Genomic DNA, 15,006 nt, shown 5'->3' on the forward strand with positions numbered 1-15,006 from the left:
AATGTAGGCCGCCGCGGCGCAGAAGCCACGGAGCGGCGCTCAGCGGGTGTCGTCCAGCCCGATGGCGCGAAGCCGGGCGCGCTCCTCGTCCCAGCCCTGGCGCTCCTTGACGTTGAGGAAGAGATGGACGCGGCGCTCCAGCAGCTTCTCCAGCTCTGAGCGCGCGCGGCGGCCGATCTCCTTCACCCGTGTGCCGCCATCGCCGATGATGATCGCCTTCTGCGTGGCCCGGCCGACATAGATGGTGCAGTCGATCCGCACCGAGCCGTCCTGCCGCTCCTGCCAGGCCTCGGTCTCGACCGTGGTGTGGTGCGGCACCTCCTCATGCGTCTGGCGCAGGATCTGCTCGCGCACGATCTCGGCGGCCAGCATGCGGTCCGGCAGGTCGGAGAGCTCGTCCTCCGGGAAGAGCCAGGGGCCATAGGGCACGCGGGCCGCGAGCTTCTCCAGCAGGCGGTCCAGCCCGTCGCCCGTTTCGGCGCTGACCATCAGCGTCTCCTCGAAGGAGAGCTGCTCGTTCAGGCTGGCGGTCAGCGGCAGCAGGCGCTTGGTGTCGATCAGGTCGGACTTGTTCAGCACCAGCCAGATCGGCACCTTGCTGCGCTTCAGCACGGAGATTATGGACTGCACCGCCTCCGTCATGCCGGCGCGGGCATCGACGATCAGCAGGGCGAGGTCGGCGTCCTGCGCCCCTTCCCAGGCGGCGGCGACCATGGCGCGGTCCAGCCGGCGCCGCGGCGCGAAGATGCCGGGCGTGTCGGTCAGCACGAGTTGCGCCTCGCCCTGCATCACCACCGCGCGGATGCGGAAGCGCGTGGTCTGCGGCTTGGGCGAGACGATGCTGACCTTGGTGCCGGCGAGCCGGTTCACCAGCGTGGACTTGCCGGCATTCGGCGCCCCCACCACGGCGACGATGCCGCAGCGGGTCTGCCCGCCGGCCGCGCCCCCGGGAGGGGCGGAGGGAGTGTCTTCGGTCATGTGCTCTCGCGCCCCGCCTGTTTCGCCAGCGCCAGCCAGGCCTCGGCGGCCGCCTGCTCGGCCGCGCGCTTCGACTCGCCGCGCCCTTCCGCCTCCCGTCCCGCGGCATGGACCGCGACGACGAAGACCGGCTTGTGCGACGGCCCGGTGGTGGAGACCAGCCGGTATTCCGGTAGCCCTTCGGCGCGTCCGAGCGTGTGTTCCTGCAGGCGGCTTTTCGCCGACATCGGCGGCGTCAGGTCGGCCTCCAGGAAGCCCCCCCATTCACGCCGGATGAAGCCACGCGCCGCCTCCAGCCCGCCATCGAGATAAAGCGCGCCGATCAGCGCCTCGGTTGCATCGGCGATGACGGTGACGCGCCCGCGCAACCCGGTTCGGCCCTCGGCCGGCGGCACGCGGAGCGCGGCGGGCAGGCCGATGGCCTCGCCCACCTTCGCCAGCGTCTCGGCCGCCACCAGCACGGAGAGGCGCTTGCCCAGCGCGCCCTCGCGCTCGTCCGGGAAGCGCTCGGCCAGCCATTCGGCCATCACCAGCGCCAGCACGCGATCGCCCAGGAACTCCAGCCGCTCGTTGGAATCGAGCATGCCCCGCCGCGGGTCGGCGGCGGAGCGGTGGGTGAGCGCCTGCGACAGCAGTGCCGGATCGGCGAAGCTGTGCCGGAGGCGCGACAGGAAGCCGGCCCCGGCCGGCGTGGCGGGACCCTTCCCACTCATGCACCGTGCTCCGTCACCGGACGAACTGGAACAGCCGGCTCCAGCGGATGGCGAAGGGCCAGTCCCACACCTCCCACCAGGCGGCGCTGCCGTCCACGCTGAAGAAGATCATCTCGGCGCGGCCGACCAGGTTCTCGACCGGCACGAAGCCGACGCCACGGTCCATGTCGCGGCTGTCGAGGCTGTTGTCCCGGTTGTCGCCCATGGCGAAGACATTCCCGGGCGGCACGACGAATTCCGGCGTGTTGTCGTAGGGCCCCTCGTCCGAGGCCTCCAGGATGCGGTGCTGCACCGGATGGCTGCCGGGCGAGGCAGGCAGCGTCTCGCGGAACAGCCGCACCGTCATGCGCGGGCCGTCGCCCTCGACGGTGTAGAGGCCGAGGGATTCGCGCGGCACTTCCTGGTTGTTCACGTAGAGCCGGCCGCTGCGCATCTGGATGCGGTCGCCGGGCAGGCCGATGATGCGCTTGATGTAGTCGGTCGTGTTGTCGCGGGGGAACTTGAACACCGCGACGTCGCCGCGCTCCGGCAGGCTGCCGAGGATGCGCCCCTCGAACAGGTCCGGGCTGAACGGGATCGAATGCTTCGAGTAGCCGTAGGCGTATTTCGAGACGAACAGATAGTCGCCCACCTGCAGGGTGGGGATCATGCTGCCCGAGGGAATGTTGAAGGGCTCGAAGGCCACCGTGCGGATGCCGACGGCGATGAGCCCGGCATAAACCACGGTCTTGATGCTTTCGAGCCAGCCGCCCGTCTTCTTGCTCATCGGTGGGATCGCGCGAGGCCCTGGTTCGGATCGTCGCGCCAGCCGCCGCGACCGTGGAAGGGGGTAGAGCGCGGGGTGTCTCGCCTGTCAAGGAACGGCCGCCTCCGCGCTCCCCGGAAGGTCGAAGGCGCGGGCCAGCAGCCGCACGGATTCACGGCGCGCGGCAGGGTCATGCACCGGGGTCAGCACCGCCATCTCCTGCGCACCCAGCTCGGCGGCCAGCGACTCCAGCCGTGCCCGCACCTGCTCCGGCGTGCCGATGATGGCGCGCGCGCGCATCCGCTCGATCTTCGCCGCCTCGGCTGAAGTGGCGGGATAGGCCTCCGCCTCCGCGACACTCGGCAGCGGCGGGTAGATGCCGCGGTCGCGCGAGAGGCGCCAGACCGCGCGCGAGAGGAACAGCCGGTTCGCCTCCGCCTCCGTCTCGGCGCAGAGGGCGAAGACGCCGAGCGCGGCATGCGGCGCGGCCAGCCGGCCCGCCTCGGTGCGGAAGGTCTGGTGGTAGAGCGAGAGCGCCTCCGCCGCGCCGGCGCCGTCGGTGATGAAATGCGCGAAGCAGTAGGGCAGGCCGAGATAGGCAGCGAGCTGGGCGCCATACTCGGAACTGCCAAGCATCCAGACCTCCGGCCGGGTCGGCCCCTCGGGCTGGGCGCGGATGGCACGGAAGGGGTGGTTCTCCGGCAGGCCCTCGCCGAGCCAGCCCAGCAATTCCTGCACCTGGGCGGGGAAGCGGTCGGCGCCCTGCTGCGCCGCCATCGGGTTCAGCGCATAGGCGGTGCGGCCATCGCTGCCCGGAGCGCGGCCGACGCCGAGATCGACGCGGCCCGGTGCCAGGGCCTCCAGCACGCGGAACTGCTCGGCCACCTTCAGCGCGGAATAATGCGGCAGCATCACCCCCGCCGAGCCGAGGCGGATGCGTCGCGTGGTGGCGGCGATGGCGGCCAGCAGGATCTCGGGCGCGGCGCCGGCATGGCTCTGGCTGTTGTGGTGCTCGGCCAGCCAGTAGCGGGCATAGCCGAGGCGATCGGCAAGCTGCGCCACCGCGAGGGTTTCGCGGATCGCCGCGTCGGCGCCGCGGCCGGAGGCGATGGTGGACTGGTCGAGGATCGAGAGGGTGAGCGCCATGCCGGCAGGGTAGAGCCTTTCCGGCCCTGCCGTGCAGCCGGAAATCGCGCGCTCCCTCAGCGCCGCAGGCGCAATGTCGCGGCGGCGCGGCGGTGCTCCCACCCCTCGCGCTCCAGCTCGGGCTGTTCCTCCACCTGCTGTGGCCAGCCCAGGCAGAAATAGCCGACCAGCCGCCAGGAGGCCGGAACCTCCAGCGCCGTCAGCACCGCCTGCGGCTCCAGGATCGAGACCCAGCCGAGGCCCAGCCCCTCGGCACGGGCGGCCAGCCAGAGCGTGTGCAGCGCCATGACGGCGGAATAGGCCACCGTCTCCGGCATGGTGGCGCGGCCGAGGCCATGGCCCTGCGCCGGGTCCGGCTCGACACAGAGGGCGAACTGACAGGGCGCCTGGTCCAGCCCTTCCAGCTTCAGCCGGGCATAAAGCGCGGCGCGCGCGCTCTCCTGGCCCGTCAGGGCCGCCGCATTGCAGGCGAGGAAGCTGGCGCGCACGGCGGCGCGGCGCGCCGGGTCCTCCACCGTGACGAAGCGCCAGGGCTGGCTGAGGCCGACCGAAGGGGCGAGCGCGGTCAGCTCCAGCAGCCGGTCCAGCAGCTCATCCGGCACCGGATCGGCGCGGAAGTGCCGCACATCGCGCCGCCAGGCGAAGAGGGCCCGCAGCTGCCGGCGGAAGGCATCGTCGAATTCCGGCGGGGGCATCGCCTAACCCCCGGCAGGCGGGTGGCGGTGCGGCCGGTGGTCGAGCGGCCCTTCCACCAGCCAGTCCGCGCCCTCGGCGGTGGCGAAATCCGGCCCCAGCGGCGCCTTGCCGGACCCGCCGGGCAGGTCGAGCACATAGGTCGGCCAAGCCAGGCCGGTCAGCCGCCCGCGCAGCGCCCGCAGGATGCGTCGGCCCTCCGCGATCGGCACCTCGAAGCGGGCGGTGCCGGGGGCGCGGTCGAGCTGGTGCAGGTAGTAGGGCTTCACCCGCGCCGCCAGCATGGCGCGGAACAGGCCTTCCAGCGCCTCCGGGCTGTCGTTCACGCCGCGCAGCAGCACGCTCTGCCCGAGCAGCGCCACGCCCGCCCGGGCGAGTTGCCGCAGTGCCGCGCGGGCGGGGGCGGCGAATTCCCTGGAATGGTTGGCGTGTACGCAGAGGAACAGCGCCTTTTCCGTCTCCAGCGCCCCGGTCAGGGCCGGGGTGATCCGCTCCGGCGCCGCCACCGGCACGCGCGAGTGCAGGCGGATGATGTCGAGATGCGGCATGGCCGAGAGCCGCCCGACGATATGCGCCAGCCGGCGGGGCGAGAGCATCAGCGGGTCGCCGCCGGTCAGGATCGCCTCCCGCACCTGGGGCGTGCGCGCGAACCAGTCGAGCGCCGCCTCCAGCTCCGCTTCCGTGAGCAGCCCACCATCCGGCCCCACCACCTCGCGCCGGAAGCAGAAGCGGCAATAGACCGGGCAGGCCAGCAGCGGCTTCAGCAGCGCCCGGTCGGGGTAGCGGTGCACCACGCCCTTGACCGGGGTGAAGGAGGCGTCGCTGGTGGGGTCGCTGCGCTCCTGCGGCAGCGTGACCATCTCGGCGGCGTCAGGGATGTATTGCCGCGCAATGGGGTCGGCCGGATCGGCGCGGTCGATCAGCGCCTGCACCGCGGCCGGGACGGCGACGGCATAGGTGCCGGACAGGGCTTCCAGCCCGGCGCGGGCCTCGGGGGGAACCAGCCCGGCCTCGACCAGGGCCTGCGCGTCCCGCAGCGTGCGCGGCTTCAAATGGGGGGAACCGTCGGGCATGGTCGGGCGGCTTACGCCCGGAGGCCCCGCGCCCGCAATGCCCGATCCCGCCGACCTGCCATCCCCGCTCCCGTCCTGGCACCCCGCGAGTCTCGCCGCCCGCCTGCCGGCGCTGCGCCGCCGCGCCCGCCTGACGGCCGAGACCCGCGCCTTCTTCACCGCGCGCGGCTACTGCGAGGTGGAGACGCCCGCTCTGGTCCCGGCACCGGGGATGGAGGTCCACCTCGCCGCCTTCCGCAGCGAGTTCCGCCCGATGCTGGGGGAGGGCAGCTTCCCGCTCTGGCTGCGGACCTCCCCGGAGCTGGCGATCAAGCGGCTGCTGGTGGCGGGCGCCGGGCCGGTCTTCGAGATCGCCCGGGTCTGGCGCAACGGCGAGGTCAGCGCGCGCCATTCTCCCGAATTCACCATGCTGGAATGGTACCGCCCCGGCGCCGGACTGGAGGGGCTGATGGAGGAGACGGAGGCCTATCTCCGCGCCGTGCTGCCGCCACGCGTGGCCCATGCCGGTGTGGAGACCGACCTGACGCTGCCCTTCGAGCGGCTGAGCCTGGCCGAGGCCTTCCGCCGGCACTGCAATGGCCTCGACATCCTGGCGACGCTGGGGCCGGACGGGGAGGGGGATGCCGCCGCCCTGCAGGCCGCCGCCCGCGCCGCCGGGCTGAGCCCGCGCCCCGGCGAGGGCTGGGAGGACCTGTTCTTCCGCCTGCTGCTGGAGCGGATCGAGCCGCATCTCGGCCGCGGGCGCGCCACCTTCCTGACCCACTGGCCGGCGCCGCAGGCCGCGCTGGCCCGGCGCGACCCGGCCGATCCGCGCGCCGCGCTGCGCTTCGAGCTGTTCGTCGCCGGGCTGGAGCTGGCCAATGCCTTCGACGAGCTGACCGATGCTGCCGAGCAGGCGGAGCGCTTCGCCCGCGACGTGGCGGAACGCCAGCGCCTCTATGGCGAGGGCTGGCCGGTGGACCAGGACTTCCTCGATGCCCTGGCACAGGGAATGCCACCGACGGCGGGCATCGCGCTCGGCTTCGACCGGCTGGCCATGCTGGCGGCCGGGGCGGAAAGCATCACGGCGACGCTCTGGCTGGGGCGCTGGCCCTACTGAGGGCTCAGCCGCTGGTGAGCATCTCCGGCTCGGCCGGCGCCAGCGCCTCCAGCGGGCGCCAGGTGCCGCCGGTGAGGACTTCGCTGGGCCGGAAGCGCGCCTTGTAGGCCATCTTGCGGCTCTGCGGCACCCAATAGCCGAGATAGACGTAGGGCAGACCCATCTCGACCGCACGCCGCACCAGCCAGAGCACGGCGAAGGTGCCGAGCGAGCGCTTCTCCAGCGCCGGCTCGTAGAAGGAATAGACGGCGGAGAGCCCGTCGCTGAGCCAGTCCGTCAGGCAGGCGCCGAGCAGCTGGCCGGTCGCGCTGTCGCGGAACTCGACCAGCCCGGTGGTGATCGGCGTGTCCTCCACCATGGCGCGGTAGTCGTAGAAGCCCATCGCGGCCATGTCGCCGTCCTGGTGACGGGCGCGCTGGTAGCGCTGGAACAGGGCGAACTGCTCGGCGGTGGCGCGGGCGGCGGCGGCCTCGCCGGCGACGCCCTCATTGGCGCGGAGGATGCGGCGCTGGGTGCGGTCCGGCGCGAAGCGGGCGGCGTCGATGCGGATCGGGATGCAGGCCTGGCAGCCCGGGCAGACCGGCGAATAGGCGATGTTGTGGCTGCGGCGGAAGCCGGCGCGGGAGAGGCGGTCATGCAGCGCCTCGGCGTCCGGGCCGGTGAGTTCGGTCACGATCTTCCGCTCCATCCGGCCGGCCAGATAGGGGCAGGGCAGCGGGGCGGTCGTGTAGAAGAAGTGCGGGCGGCGGGCCGAGCGGTGGAGCATGTTTTTCCTACTTTCCCCGCCCGCGCGGCCGGATGCAACCATCCATGCGCCACATCCTGCGGATCATCAGCGTGGCGCCAGCGTGAGCTGGCCTCCCGGCGGCTCGGCCGCGCGGCCGAGATGCAGCAGAAGCTGCCCGTCCTCCGCACGGCCGGCCCAGAGCGGCGCCTGGTCCGCCCAGTGGCCGGAGAGCGGATTGCCCGACTGGCCGGTGCCGATCACCGCCCAGATGCCCTCGGGGCCGGAGAGGTCGAACACCGCGCGCAGCCCGGGGCCGTGGACATGCGCGAAGTTGCCGCCAAGACCGCCGCGGTTGACTGTCTCGCCGTCGCCCGGGGTCGGGACGGCGATGGTGCTCCAGTCGCCCAGCACGGGCAGGAAGCGCAGCAGCGGGTGCATGAAGCGCGCCTCGTGCGCGGCGCCCCAGCGCCAGGCGGCGGGCTCCGGGCCGAAGCGGCCGGAGAGCTCCGCCACCGCCGCCTCCAGCGCGCGGGCAGCGAGCATGGCGCAGGCGCCGCCGGGCGCGAAGGGCGGGACGGCGGCGGGCTGGCCGGCTTCCGCCCGCGGGCGGCACCAGTGCGCGCCGGCGCCGTCGGGGCGCAGCACGAGGCGCAGGAACTCCGGCGTGACGGGCCAGCCGCCCGGCGGCACGCCGCCATTGGCGAGTGCCAGCCGCGCCGCCGCGCGCCACCAGGCGTTGAAGATCAGCGGCTGCGGCCGGTCGATGGCCATGTCGCCATCCCAGGAGAGCAGCAGGTCGCGCGCCGCGCCGGCCATGCCGGCGGGGCGCGGCAGGCCGCGCAGCACCGGCAGCGCCTCCCGCGCGAAGAGGCTGACCGCATCCCGCTGGATGGCCGCGAAATCCTGCGGCGCCTGCCGCTCGCGCTGTGCCAGGAGGTCCTGGATGCGGCGGAAGCGCCAGTCGCCGGGCCAGTCGCGGCCGAGATAGGGCTCTTCCCCCTCCGGCTGCACCCGGTTGTTGGCATTGACCAGCATGCCGCCCGGCGGGTTCTCGCGGTGCGGCATCTCGTCGAAGGGCACGAAGCCGAGCCAGTCATGGCCGCCATCCCAGCCAGGGGACGGCTGGCTGCCATCCCCGGCGCGGCGGACCGGCGTGCGGCCGGTCAGGTACATGGCGACGCCGCCTGCCGCATCGGCCACCATCAGGTTCTGCGGCGGCGAGGTGATCAGTGCCGCCGCCGCCCGCGCCCCGGCGAGCGAGGTGGCACGGTTCAGCGCCAGCAGCCCGGCGGCGGCGCTATCCTCCGGCTCCAGATTGGCCATGCGCACGGCCAGAACCGTGCCTTCGGGCGCCTCGCCCTCCAGATCGCTGACCACCGGCCCGTGCCGTGTCTCGCGCACCCGCAGCGTCTCGGGCTCCTGCCCGCGGATGCGGATGGTCTCCTCACGCCGTGTGAAAGGCAGGGGACCGCCTGGCGCCGCGTAGTGGTCCGGCCCGGCGAGGCGCTCGATGAAGACGTCCTGCGTGTCGGAGGTGGTGGTGGTGAAGCCCCAGGCGATCCGCTCATTGCGGCCGATCATCACGAAGGGCACGCCGGGCGAGGTGGCGCCGGCGCGGAAGCGGCCATCCGGCAGCTCGATGCGCACGAGGTACCAGAGGATCGGAGCGTTGAAGCCGAGATGCGGGTCGGAGGCCAGCAGCGGCGCGCCCGTCACCGAGCGTTCCCCGCTCACCGCCCAGATGTTGGAGGCGGTGGAGGGCAGTGGCGCATCCTCGGGGAAGTGCGGGATGGCGGCGGCCAGTCGTCCAAGCCGCTCCGGCGCGAGGGCGGCGCGCTGGTCGGGCCGGCCGGGGCTGGCATCGGCGGGCCACAGCTCGGCGAGCCAATCCGGCGGCAGGAGCCCGGTGAGGCGGGCGCGGTCGATCTCCGTCCGCCAGTTGCTGGAAAGCCATAGCCCCATCGTTTTGGCCCAAAGCAGCGAATCCGCGGGGCGCCAGGGCTCCGGCAGACCGAGTGCGAGGAATTCCGGCGCCGCGAGACGACCCTTGGCATCGATCCAGGCATTCACCCCATTGGCATAAGCCTGCAGCAGGTCGCGGGTTTCGGCGGGAAGGGCGGCGAAATCGGCCTCGGCGCGCTGCCGCAGCCCGAGGGTGCGATGGAAGCGGTCCAGCCGCAGGGCGGCGGGGCCGGCCAGCTCCGCCAGCCGGCCGCTCGCATTGCGGCGCATCAGCTCCATCTGGAACAGCCGGTCCCGCGCGTGCAGCCAGCCCAGCGCGACGGCCGCATCCCGCTCGTTCGCGGCAGTGACGCGGGGGATGCCGAAACCGTCCTCAACGATGCTGACGGGGGCCGAGAGGCCGGGCAGGTCGAAGCGCCCGGAATGCGGCGGCAGGCTGGCCCAGAGCAGGCCCGCCACCCCGGCCACTGCCAGGATCAGCAGCAGGGCGGCCGTCAGCAGGCCCCGCATCAGGAAACGGCGGAGCCGCCCGGGTCGTCGTTGCATGCGACCGATGTAGAGGAAAAGCCGCCACGTCCACAGCCCGGGTTGCGCTCCGTAGCGCCCGCGTGAACAGTGGCCGCATGCCTGCATCCGACGCCGCTGCCGCCCCGCCCGCCCGCCGCGCCGCCGAGGCGCGCGGCCGCGTGGCGGAGGATCGCGTCGCCGCGCGGCTGGAGGCGGAGGGATGGTGCGTGCTGGCCCGCCGCTGGCGGAGCGGCGCCGGGGAGATCGACCTGATCGCCGAGCGCGAGGGCCTGCTGGCTTTCATCGAGGTGAAGGCGCGGCCACGGCTGGCGGAGGCGGCCTCCGCACTCGGCCCCCGGCAACAGGCGCGGCTGCTCGCTGCCGGCGAGGCCTGGGCGGCGATGAACCCCGGCCATGGCGTCGCCGGCATCCGCTTTGACCTGGTGCTGGTGGACGGGGAAGGCCGGATGCGCCGGATCAAGGATGTGCTGCGGGACGGGCAAGGGGGGCGGCCTGCCTAGTGTCCTGCCCGCGAAGTCCGCGGGGTTGCCCGCGCACGTCGCGGACAAGCAGGACACTGAAAACAAAGGCGAATGCCCTGATCGGGTAGTCTGAAGGACTTCGCGATCAGGAGACTAGTGGGCCGGCATTGCCGCGTCCAGTTCGCGCGCACGGCTGCGCGTCATGTCGCGCCGGCACAACGCCACCTCGATCTGGCGAATGGAGCCATCCTGCGCTCCATAGAAGCGGCAGTTCGCGTCGCGGTAATGAATCCAGAGGCGTTGCGCGGCGCGCAGTGGCTCGCGCTGTTGTGGGAAGATGCGTTTCTGCAGGGCCGCATAGGCGGTGTTCAGTCTTTGGTCCCAGGCCTCGGCCTCGGTGTCCAGGCAGGTGACGATCGCCGCCGTGTTGAGCGGGGCGAGACAGCCGTCAGTCTCCTGTCCGGCAGGTTCGGCGAGCGGGAGGTGAGCGCCGGAGGCAATGGAGAACAGGATTGCAAGAGGCAGCGTCTTTCGCACGGCGTAGCTCCCTTTCTTGGCGGGCGGCGTAAGGCCGACGCAGGATAACGGCGGACCCGCGCACCACGACGGCTGGAGCATCACGAGCGGCCAGCAGCGTGGGACCGGGAGGGGCGGCAGGACGTTCTGCTTGCGCCACGCGCCTCCCCCGTATCAGTTGCTGAAAGCAGGAAAATACCTGACATTGGCAGCTAACGGAGGGAGAGAGGCCGTGTCAATGAAGGATCAGGATGAGGTGGTTTCGGCGGTCCGGCGCTTCAGCCGCTTCTACACCCGGCGCCTCGGGTTGCTGCATGAGGGGCTGCTCGGCGGACCCCTGCCGCTGACCGAGGCCCGCATCATCTACGAGCTGGGTGAGCGAGGTACCGCCACCGCCACTCAGCTCGGAGCCGAGCTCGAACTCGACTCCGGCTATCTCAGCCGCCTCCTGCGCGGACTCGAGGAGCGAGGCCTCATCGACCGGCGCCCCTCGCCGGAAGATGGCCGGCAGGTCCTGCTTTCGCTGACCCCGGCGGGCCGCACGACCTTCGCCGGGCTCGACGCGCGCTCCCGCGAGACGGTGGCCGAGATGCTGCGGCGCCTGCCGTCACAGGACCGCCAGCGCCTGACCGAAACCCTCTCCGCCGCCGAGGGGTTGCTGAGCGGCGGCACAAGCGAGGCACCGGGCGCGCCCTTCCTGCTCCGGCCGCCGAACCCTGGAGATTATGGGTGGGTGGTGCACCGCCATGGTGCGCTCTACGCGCGGGAATATGGTTTCGATACCAGCTTCGAGGCGCTGGTGGCGGAGATCGTCGCGCAGTTCGTCCGCGCTTTCGATCCGCAGCGCGAGCGCTGCTGGATCGCCGAGCGGCAGGGCGCCGTGGTGGGCTCGGCCTTCCTGGTGCGGGAGTCCGAGGCGGTCGGCAAGCTGCGTCTGGTCTATGTGGAGCCGGAGGCGCGCGGCCTCGGCATCGGCCGCGCCATGGTCGGCACATGCGTCCGCACCGCGCGCGCGCTCGGCTATGCACGGCTGACGCTCTGGACCAACGACGTGCTGGTGGCGGCGCGCCGGATCTATCAGGCGGAAGGCTTCCGCCTGGTCTCGGAGGAGCGGCACCACAGCTTCGGGCGCGACCTGGTCGGCGAGTACTGGGCGCTGGACCTGTAGCGTGCCGCCTCAGAGCGGCGCGAGGCGCACCGCGGCGATGATGACGATGGCCTGGGCATAGGGATATTCGTCGGTCATCGTCAGGCTGACCTGCGCGCCATGGCCAGGGGGCGTGATGGCGTCCAGCCGCTTGGCAGCACCGCCGGTCAGCCGCAGCGAGGGCTGGCCGGTGGAGAGATTGATCACGCCGAGGTCGCGCCAGAACACGCCGTTGCGGAACCCCGTGCCGAGCGCCTTGGAGGCTGCCTCCTTGGCCGCGAAGCGCTTGGCATAGGTGGCGGCGCGCAGCTTCTCGGTGCGGCTCTCCGCCTTCTTCCGCTCCAGCGGCGTGAAGACGCGCTCCAGGAACCGCTCGCCATAGCGCTCGATGGAGCGCTCGATGCGGCGGATATCCACGATGTCGTTGCCGAGGCCGATGATCATGCCGCTGCCTTACCGCTGACGCCGGGCGGCGTCACCCCTTGCTGCGCTCCACCTGGATGATGCCGGGGCAGGCGCGCAGCGCGGCGACGACGTTGGAAAGGTGCCGCAGGTCGGATACTTCCAGGTCCACCACCACCTCGGCGAAGTCGGCGCCGCGATGGGCGAAACGGAGGTTGTGCAGCCGCCCGTTCTGCTTGGCGATGGCCACCGTCATGGCGGCGATGGCGGCATCGTCGTTGCTCGTCACCACGTCCAGCCGGCCGAGATGCGCGCCGCCCGAGCCGGCCTCGTAGTCCCAGTCGATGTCGATGAAGCGCTCCGGCGTGGCGGCCAGGGCTTCGAGGTTGTGGCAATCCGCCTTGTGGACCGTCACGCCCTTGCCGGTCGTGACGATGCCGACGATACGGTCGCCCGGCACGGGGTGGCAGCAGCCGGCGAACTGCACCGCCATGCCCGCCACCAGCCCGGTGATGCCGGAGCTGGCCTCGCGCCGCCGCTCGGTGCGGACCACCGTCGAGCCCGGCTTGCCGCGGGCACGGGCGAGGGGCAGGTGGTCGAGCGGCCGCGGCGGCCCGCGCAGCTCGGGGATGGCGGCGTGCAGCACCTCGCGCCCGGTGATGTGCCCGGCGCCGACGGCGACGCAAAGCTCCTCGAAGCCCGGATACTTGAAGACCTTGAGCGCCGGCTCGACCAGCTTCTCGGAGAAGTCCACCCCTTCCTGGCGGAAGGCGCGTGCGATGGCGCTGCGGCCCTGCTCCTGATACTCGGCGCGCTGCCGGGCCAGGGCGAAGCGCTTGATGCGCGCCTTGGCCTTGCCGGTGACGACGAAGCGCTCCCAGGCCGGGTTCGGCGTGCCGCCGCGCGCGGTGATGATCTCGACCTGGTCGCCATTCTCCAGCTGATGGCGGAGCGGCACGATGCGGCCGTTGATCTTGGCGCCGACGCAGGCATCACCGACCTGGCTGTGCACCTGGTAGGCGAAGTCCACCGGCGTGGCGCCGCGCGGCAGGGCGATCAGGTCGCCCTTGGGCGTGAAGCAGAAGACCTGGTCCTGGTGCAGGGCGAGCTTGGTGTGCTCCAGGAAGTCCTGCGGCTCGGCGGCCGTCTCCAGGATTTCCAGCAGCTCCTTCACCCAGGGATAGCGGCGCTGCTTCGGCTTATCCTCCGGTGCGCCGCCCTGCTTATACATCCAGTGCGCCGCCACGCCGTATTCCGCGATCTCGTGCATCTCCGGCGTGCGGATCTGCACCTCGATCTTGGCGTTGCGCCGCTCCGGCACCGTGACGCCGGTGTGCAGGGACTGGTAGCCGTTCGGCTTGGGCGTGCTGATGTAGTCCTTGAAGCGCCCGGGCACCACGCGATAGGCCGAGTGGATGGCACCCAGCGCGGCGTAGCAGTTCGCCTTGTCCGTGGTGACGATGCGGAAGGCCATGATGTCCGAGAGCTGCTCGAACTCGACCTTCTTCTCGTGCATCTTCATCCAGATCGAGTAGGGCGACTTCTCGCGCCCGTTCACCTCGATCACCGGCACCTCGGCCGCCACCAGCTTGGCGCGCAGGTCGGCGGCGATCTCGTCGATCAGGTCGGCGCCCTGGCCGCGCAGAAAGGCGAGGCGGGCGGTGATGGTCTGGTAGGCGTCCGGCTGCAACTCGCGGAAGGAGAGGGACTGCAGCTCGGTCTTGACCGCGTCCATGCCGATGCGCTCGGCCAGCGGCGCGTAGATCTCCATCGTCTCGCGGGCGATGCGGGCGCGCTTCTCGGGCTGCGGCTTGAAATGCAGCGTCCGCATGTTGTGCAGCCGGTCGGCCAGCTTGACCAGCAGCACGCGGATGTCCTCGCTCATGGCGAGGACGAGCTTGCGGAAGTTCTCGGCCTGCTTGGTGCGCTCGGACTGCAGCTCCAGCCGGGTCAGCTTGGTGACGCCGTCCACCAGCCGGGCGATGTCGCTGCCGAAGCGCTTTTCGAGATCCGCCAGCGAGACGCCGGTATCCTCCACCACGTCATGCAGCAGGGCGGTGGCGATGGTGGCGGTGTCGAGCCGGTAGCCCGCCAGGATGCGGGCGACGGCGAGCGGATGGGTGATGTAGGGGTCGCCGTTCTCGCGCGCCTGGGAGGCATGGGCGGTGGCGGCGAGGTTGTAGGCGGCTTCCAGCAGCGCGACATCCGCGCGCGGGTCGTAGGCGGCCACCTGCCGGGCAAGCTCGGTGCCCGGTGTCTCGATGACGGGCACGGCCGGCACGGGACCGGCCGGCGGCAGCGGCGCCGGGTTGAGGAGGCCGGTCCCGGCGTCCGGCTTCAAGCGCGCCTCCGGCTCAGCGGCGGTTCCCGCCGCCGAGCTCGGCCGCGATGGCGGCCTCGATGTCGTCGGGCGAGAGGTCCTCGCCCGCGCCGCCTTCATTGCCCTGGTCCTCGTTGACGTCCATGACGCCGAAGATGTTCTCGTCGGTGGCGATGAGGTCAATGACCTCCTCCTCCACCGGCTCGGGCTCGGGCGCGCGCAGCAGGGACTTGATCAGGTCCTGCTCCAGTGCGGCCGTCTCGACCGTGTCATCGGCGATCTCGCGCAGGGCAACGACCGGGTTCTTGTCGTTGTCGCGATCGATGGTCAGCTCCTCGCCGCGGCTGATGTTGCGCGCGCGCTGCGCCGCAAGCAGGACCAGCTCGAAGCGGTTCGGGATCTTCAGGACGCAGTCTTCGACCGTGACGCGGGCCATAGGTGGCCTCCAAATTCCAGTTGCGTGCCGAACCTCCCAGATAGCCATCGCAGGTGCGAA

At 71.8% G+C, this 15,006-nt stretch carries 15 protein-coding genes; 3 read left to right on the top strand and 12 right to left on the bottom strand.

What is annotated here, in order from left to right:
• Positions 1-39 precede the first annotated feature (39 nt).
• The 6 genes from era to QMO56_RS03120 form a co-directional block, all read right to left on the bottom strand.
• Positions 40-978: a GTPase Era gene (gene era, locus QMO56_RS03095; protein ID WP_283523572.1), complete on the bottom strand. Its 939-nt coding sequence runs from the start codon at positions 976-978 to the stop codon at positions 40-42.
• The gene (gene rnc / locus QMO56_RS03100; RefSeq protein WP_283523573.1) at positions 975-1,691 is read right to left on the bottom strand and encodes a ribonuclease III; all 717 of its coding nucleotides are present in this window, start codon (positions 1,689-1,691) and stop codon (positions 975-977) included. The genes era and rnc overlap by 4 nt, the downstream gene beginning before the upstream one ends.
• Before the next feature lie 13 nt (positions 1,692-1,704).
• On the bottom strand, positions 1,705-2,457 hold the full coding sequence (gene lepB, locus QMO56_RS03105) for a signal peptidase I (protein WP_283523574.1): 753 nt from the start codon (positions 2,455-2,457) through the stop codon (positions 1,705-1,707).
• Between the two features lie 87 nt (positions 2,458-2,544).
• A complete protein-coding gene (locus QMO56_RS03110; protein WP_283523575.1) occupies positions 2,545-3,582 on the bottom strand; it encodes an LLM class flavin-dependent oxidoreductase in 1,038 nt (345 codons plus the stop codon).
• A 56-nt stretch (positions 3,583-3,638) separates the two neighbouring features.
• Positions 3,639-4,277, bottom strand: a complete 639-nt coding sequence (gene bluB, locus QMO56_RS03115; RefSeq protein ID WP_283523576.1) for a 5,6-dimethylbenzimidazole synthase — start codon at positions 4,275-4,277, stop codon at positions 3,639-3,641.
• A 3-nt stretch (positions 4,278-4,280) separates the two neighbouring features.
• Positions 4,281-5,348, bottom strand: coding sequence for a lysine-2,3-aminomutase-like protein (locus QMO56_RS03120; protein ID WP_283523577.1), 1,068 nt, complete (start codon positions 5,346-5,348; stop codon positions 4,281-4,283).
• A gap of 37 nt (positions 5,349-5,385) precedes the next feature.
• On the opposite strand from QMO56_RS03120, the gene epmA reads away from it, so the two are divergent.
• On the top strand, positions 5,386-6,447 hold the full coding sequence (gene epmA, locus QMO56_RS03125; protein WP_283523578.1) for an EF-P lysine aminoacylase EpmA: 1,062 nt from the start codon (positions 5,386-5,388) through the stop codon (positions 6,445-6,447).
• A gap of 4 nt (positions 6,448-6,451) precedes the next feature.
• Here epmA and QMO56_RS03130 read toward each other — a convergent pair whose 3' ends face one another.
• Positions 6,452-7,213 (bottom strand): arginyltransferase, encoded by a 762-nt coding sequence (locus tag QMO56_RS03130; protein ID WP_283523579.1) that lies wholly within the window; start codon positions 7,211-7,213, stop codon positions 6,452-6,454.
• Between the two features lie 66 nt (positions 7,214-7,279).
• The gene (locus QMO56_RS03135; RefSeq protein WP_283523580.1) at positions 7,280-9,682 is read right to left on the bottom strand and encodes a penicillin acylase family protein; all 2,403 of its coding nucleotides are present in this window, start codon (positions 9,680-9,682) and stop codon (positions 7,280-7,282) included.
• A gap of 77 nt (positions 9,683-9,759) precedes the next feature.
• On the opposite strand from QMO56_RS03135, the gene QMO56_RS03140 reads away from it, so the two are divergent.
• On the top strand, positions 9,760-10,164 hold the full coding sequence (locus QMO56_RS03140; RefSeq protein WP_283523581.1) for a YraN family protein: 405 nt from the start codon (positions 9,760-9,762) through the stop codon (positions 10,162-10,164).
• Between the two features lie 114 nt (positions 10,165-10,278).
• Here the strand turns inward: QMO56_RS03140 and QMO56_RS03145 are convergent, their stop codons facing one another.
• Positions 10,279-10,662, bottom strand: a complete 384-nt coding sequence (locus QMO56_RS03145) for a lysozyme inhibitor LprI family protein (RefSeq protein WP_283523582.1) — start codon at positions 10,660-10,662, stop codon at positions 10,279-10,281.
• Positions 10,663-10,879: 217 nt separating this feature from the next.
• Between QMO56_RS03145 and QMO56_RS03150 the strand changes: the two genes are divergently transcribed.
• Positions 10,880-11,809 carry a bifunctional helix-turn-helix transcriptional regulator/GNAT family N-acetyltransferase gene (locus QMO56_RS03150; protein ID WP_283523788.1) on the top strand — a complete coding sequence of 310 codons (930 nt, stop codon included), beginning with the start codon at positions 10,880-10,882 and terminating at the stop codon, positions 11,807-11,809.
• Between the two features lie 9 nt (positions 11,810-11,818).
• Here the strand turns inward: QMO56_RS03150 and acpS are convergent, their stop codons facing one another.
• From acpS to rpoZ, 3 genes are read right to left on the bottom strand one after another with little or no spacing between them, the layout of a single operon-like run.
• Positions 11,819-12,232 carry a holo-ACP synthase gene (gene acpS, locus QMO56_RS03155; RefSeq protein ID WP_283523583.1) on the bottom strand — a complete coding sequence of 138 codons (414 nt, stop codon included), beginning with the start codon at positions 12,230-12,232 and terminating at the stop codon, positions 11,819-11,821.
• A 31-nt stretch (positions 12,233-12,263) separates the two neighbouring features.
• The gene (locus QMO56_RS03160) at positions 12,264-14,630 is read right to left on the bottom strand and encodes a bifunctional (p)ppGpp synthetase/guanosine-3',5'-bis(diphosphate) 3'-pyrophosphohydrolase (RefSeq protein WP_283523584.1); all 2,367 of its coding nucleotides are present in this window, start codon (positions 14,628-14,630) and stop codon (positions 12,264-12,266) included.
• Positions 14,545-14,946: a DNA-directed RNA polymerase subunit omega gene (gene rpoZ, locus QMO56_RS03165; RefSeq protein ID WP_283523585.1), complete on the bottom strand. Its 402-nt coding sequence runs from the start codon at positions 14,944-14,946 to the stop codon at positions 14,545-14,547. Before rpoZ ends, QMO56_RS03160 begins: the two co-directional genes overlap by 86 nt.
• Positions 14,947-15,006: the final 60 nt, after the last annotated feature.

It is taken from the genome of Roseomonas sp. E05 (genome assembly GCF_030063475.1).
GTDB lineage: Bacteria > Pseudomonadota > Alphaproteobacteria > Acetobacterales > Acetobacteraceae > Pseudoroseomonas.

What these genes read in the sequence shown, in the direction of transcription:
- era (WP_283523572.1), bottom strand. Translation starts at nt 978, where the DNA reads ATGACCGAAGACACTCCCTCCGCCCCTCCCGGGGGCGCGGCCGGCGGG.
- rnc (WP_283523573.1), bottom strand. Translation starts at nt 1,691, where the DNA reads ATGAGTGGGAAGGGTCCCGCCACGCCGGCCGGGGCCGGCTTCCTGTCG.
- lepB (WP_283523574.1), bottom strand. Translation starts at nt 2,457, where the DNA reads ATGAGCAAGAAGACGGGCGGCTGGCTCGAAAGCATCAAGACCGTGGTT.
- QMO56_RS03110 (WP_283523575.1), bottom strand. Translation starts at nt 3,582, where the DNA reads ATGGCGCTCACCCTCTCGATCCTCGACCAGTCCACCATCGCCTCCGGC.
- bluB (WP_283523576.1), bottom strand. Translation starts at nt 4,277, where the DNA reads ATGCCCCCGCCGGAATTCGACGATGCCTTCCGCCGGCAGCTGCGGGCC.
- QMO56_RS03120 (WP_283523577.1), bottom strand. Translation starts at nt 5,348, where the DNA reads ATGCCCGACGGTTCCCCCCATTTGAAGCCGCGCACGCTGCGGGACGCG.
- epmA (WP_283523578.1), top strand. Translation starts at nt 5,386, where the DNA reads ATGCCCGATCCCGCCGACCTGCCATCCCCGCTCCCGTCCTGGCACCCC.
- QMO56_RS03130 (WP_283523579.1), bottom strand. Translation starts at nt 7,213, where the DNA reads ATGCTCCACCGCTCGGCCCGCCGCCCGCACTTCTTCTACACGACCGCC.
- QMO56_RS03135 (WP_283523580.1), bottom strand. Translation starts at nt 9,682, where the DNA reads ATGCAACGACGACCCGGGCGGCTCCGCCGTTTCCTGATGCGGGGCCTG.
- QMO56_RS03140 (WP_283523581.1), top strand. Translation starts at nt 9,760, where the DNA reads ATGCCTGCATCCGACGCCGCTGCCGCCCCGCCCGCCCGCCGCGCCGCC.
- QMO56_RS03150 (WP_283523788.1), top strand. Translation starts at nt 10,880, where the DNA reads ATGAAGGATCAGGATGAGGTGGTTTCGGCGGTCCGGCGCTTCAGCCGC.
- acpS (WP_283523583.1), bottom strand. Translation starts at nt 12,232, where the DNA reads ATGATCATCGGCCTCGGCAACGACATCGTGGATATCCGCCGCATCGAG.
- QMO56_RS03160 (WP_283523584.1), bottom strand. Translation starts at nt 14,630, where the DNA reads ATGAAGGCGGCGCGGGCGAGGACCTCTCGCCCGACGACATCGAGGCCG.
- rpoZ (WP_283523585.1), bottom strand. Translation starts at nt 14,946, where the DNA reads ATGGCCCGCGTCACGGTCGAAGACTGCGTCCTGAAGATCCCGAACCGC.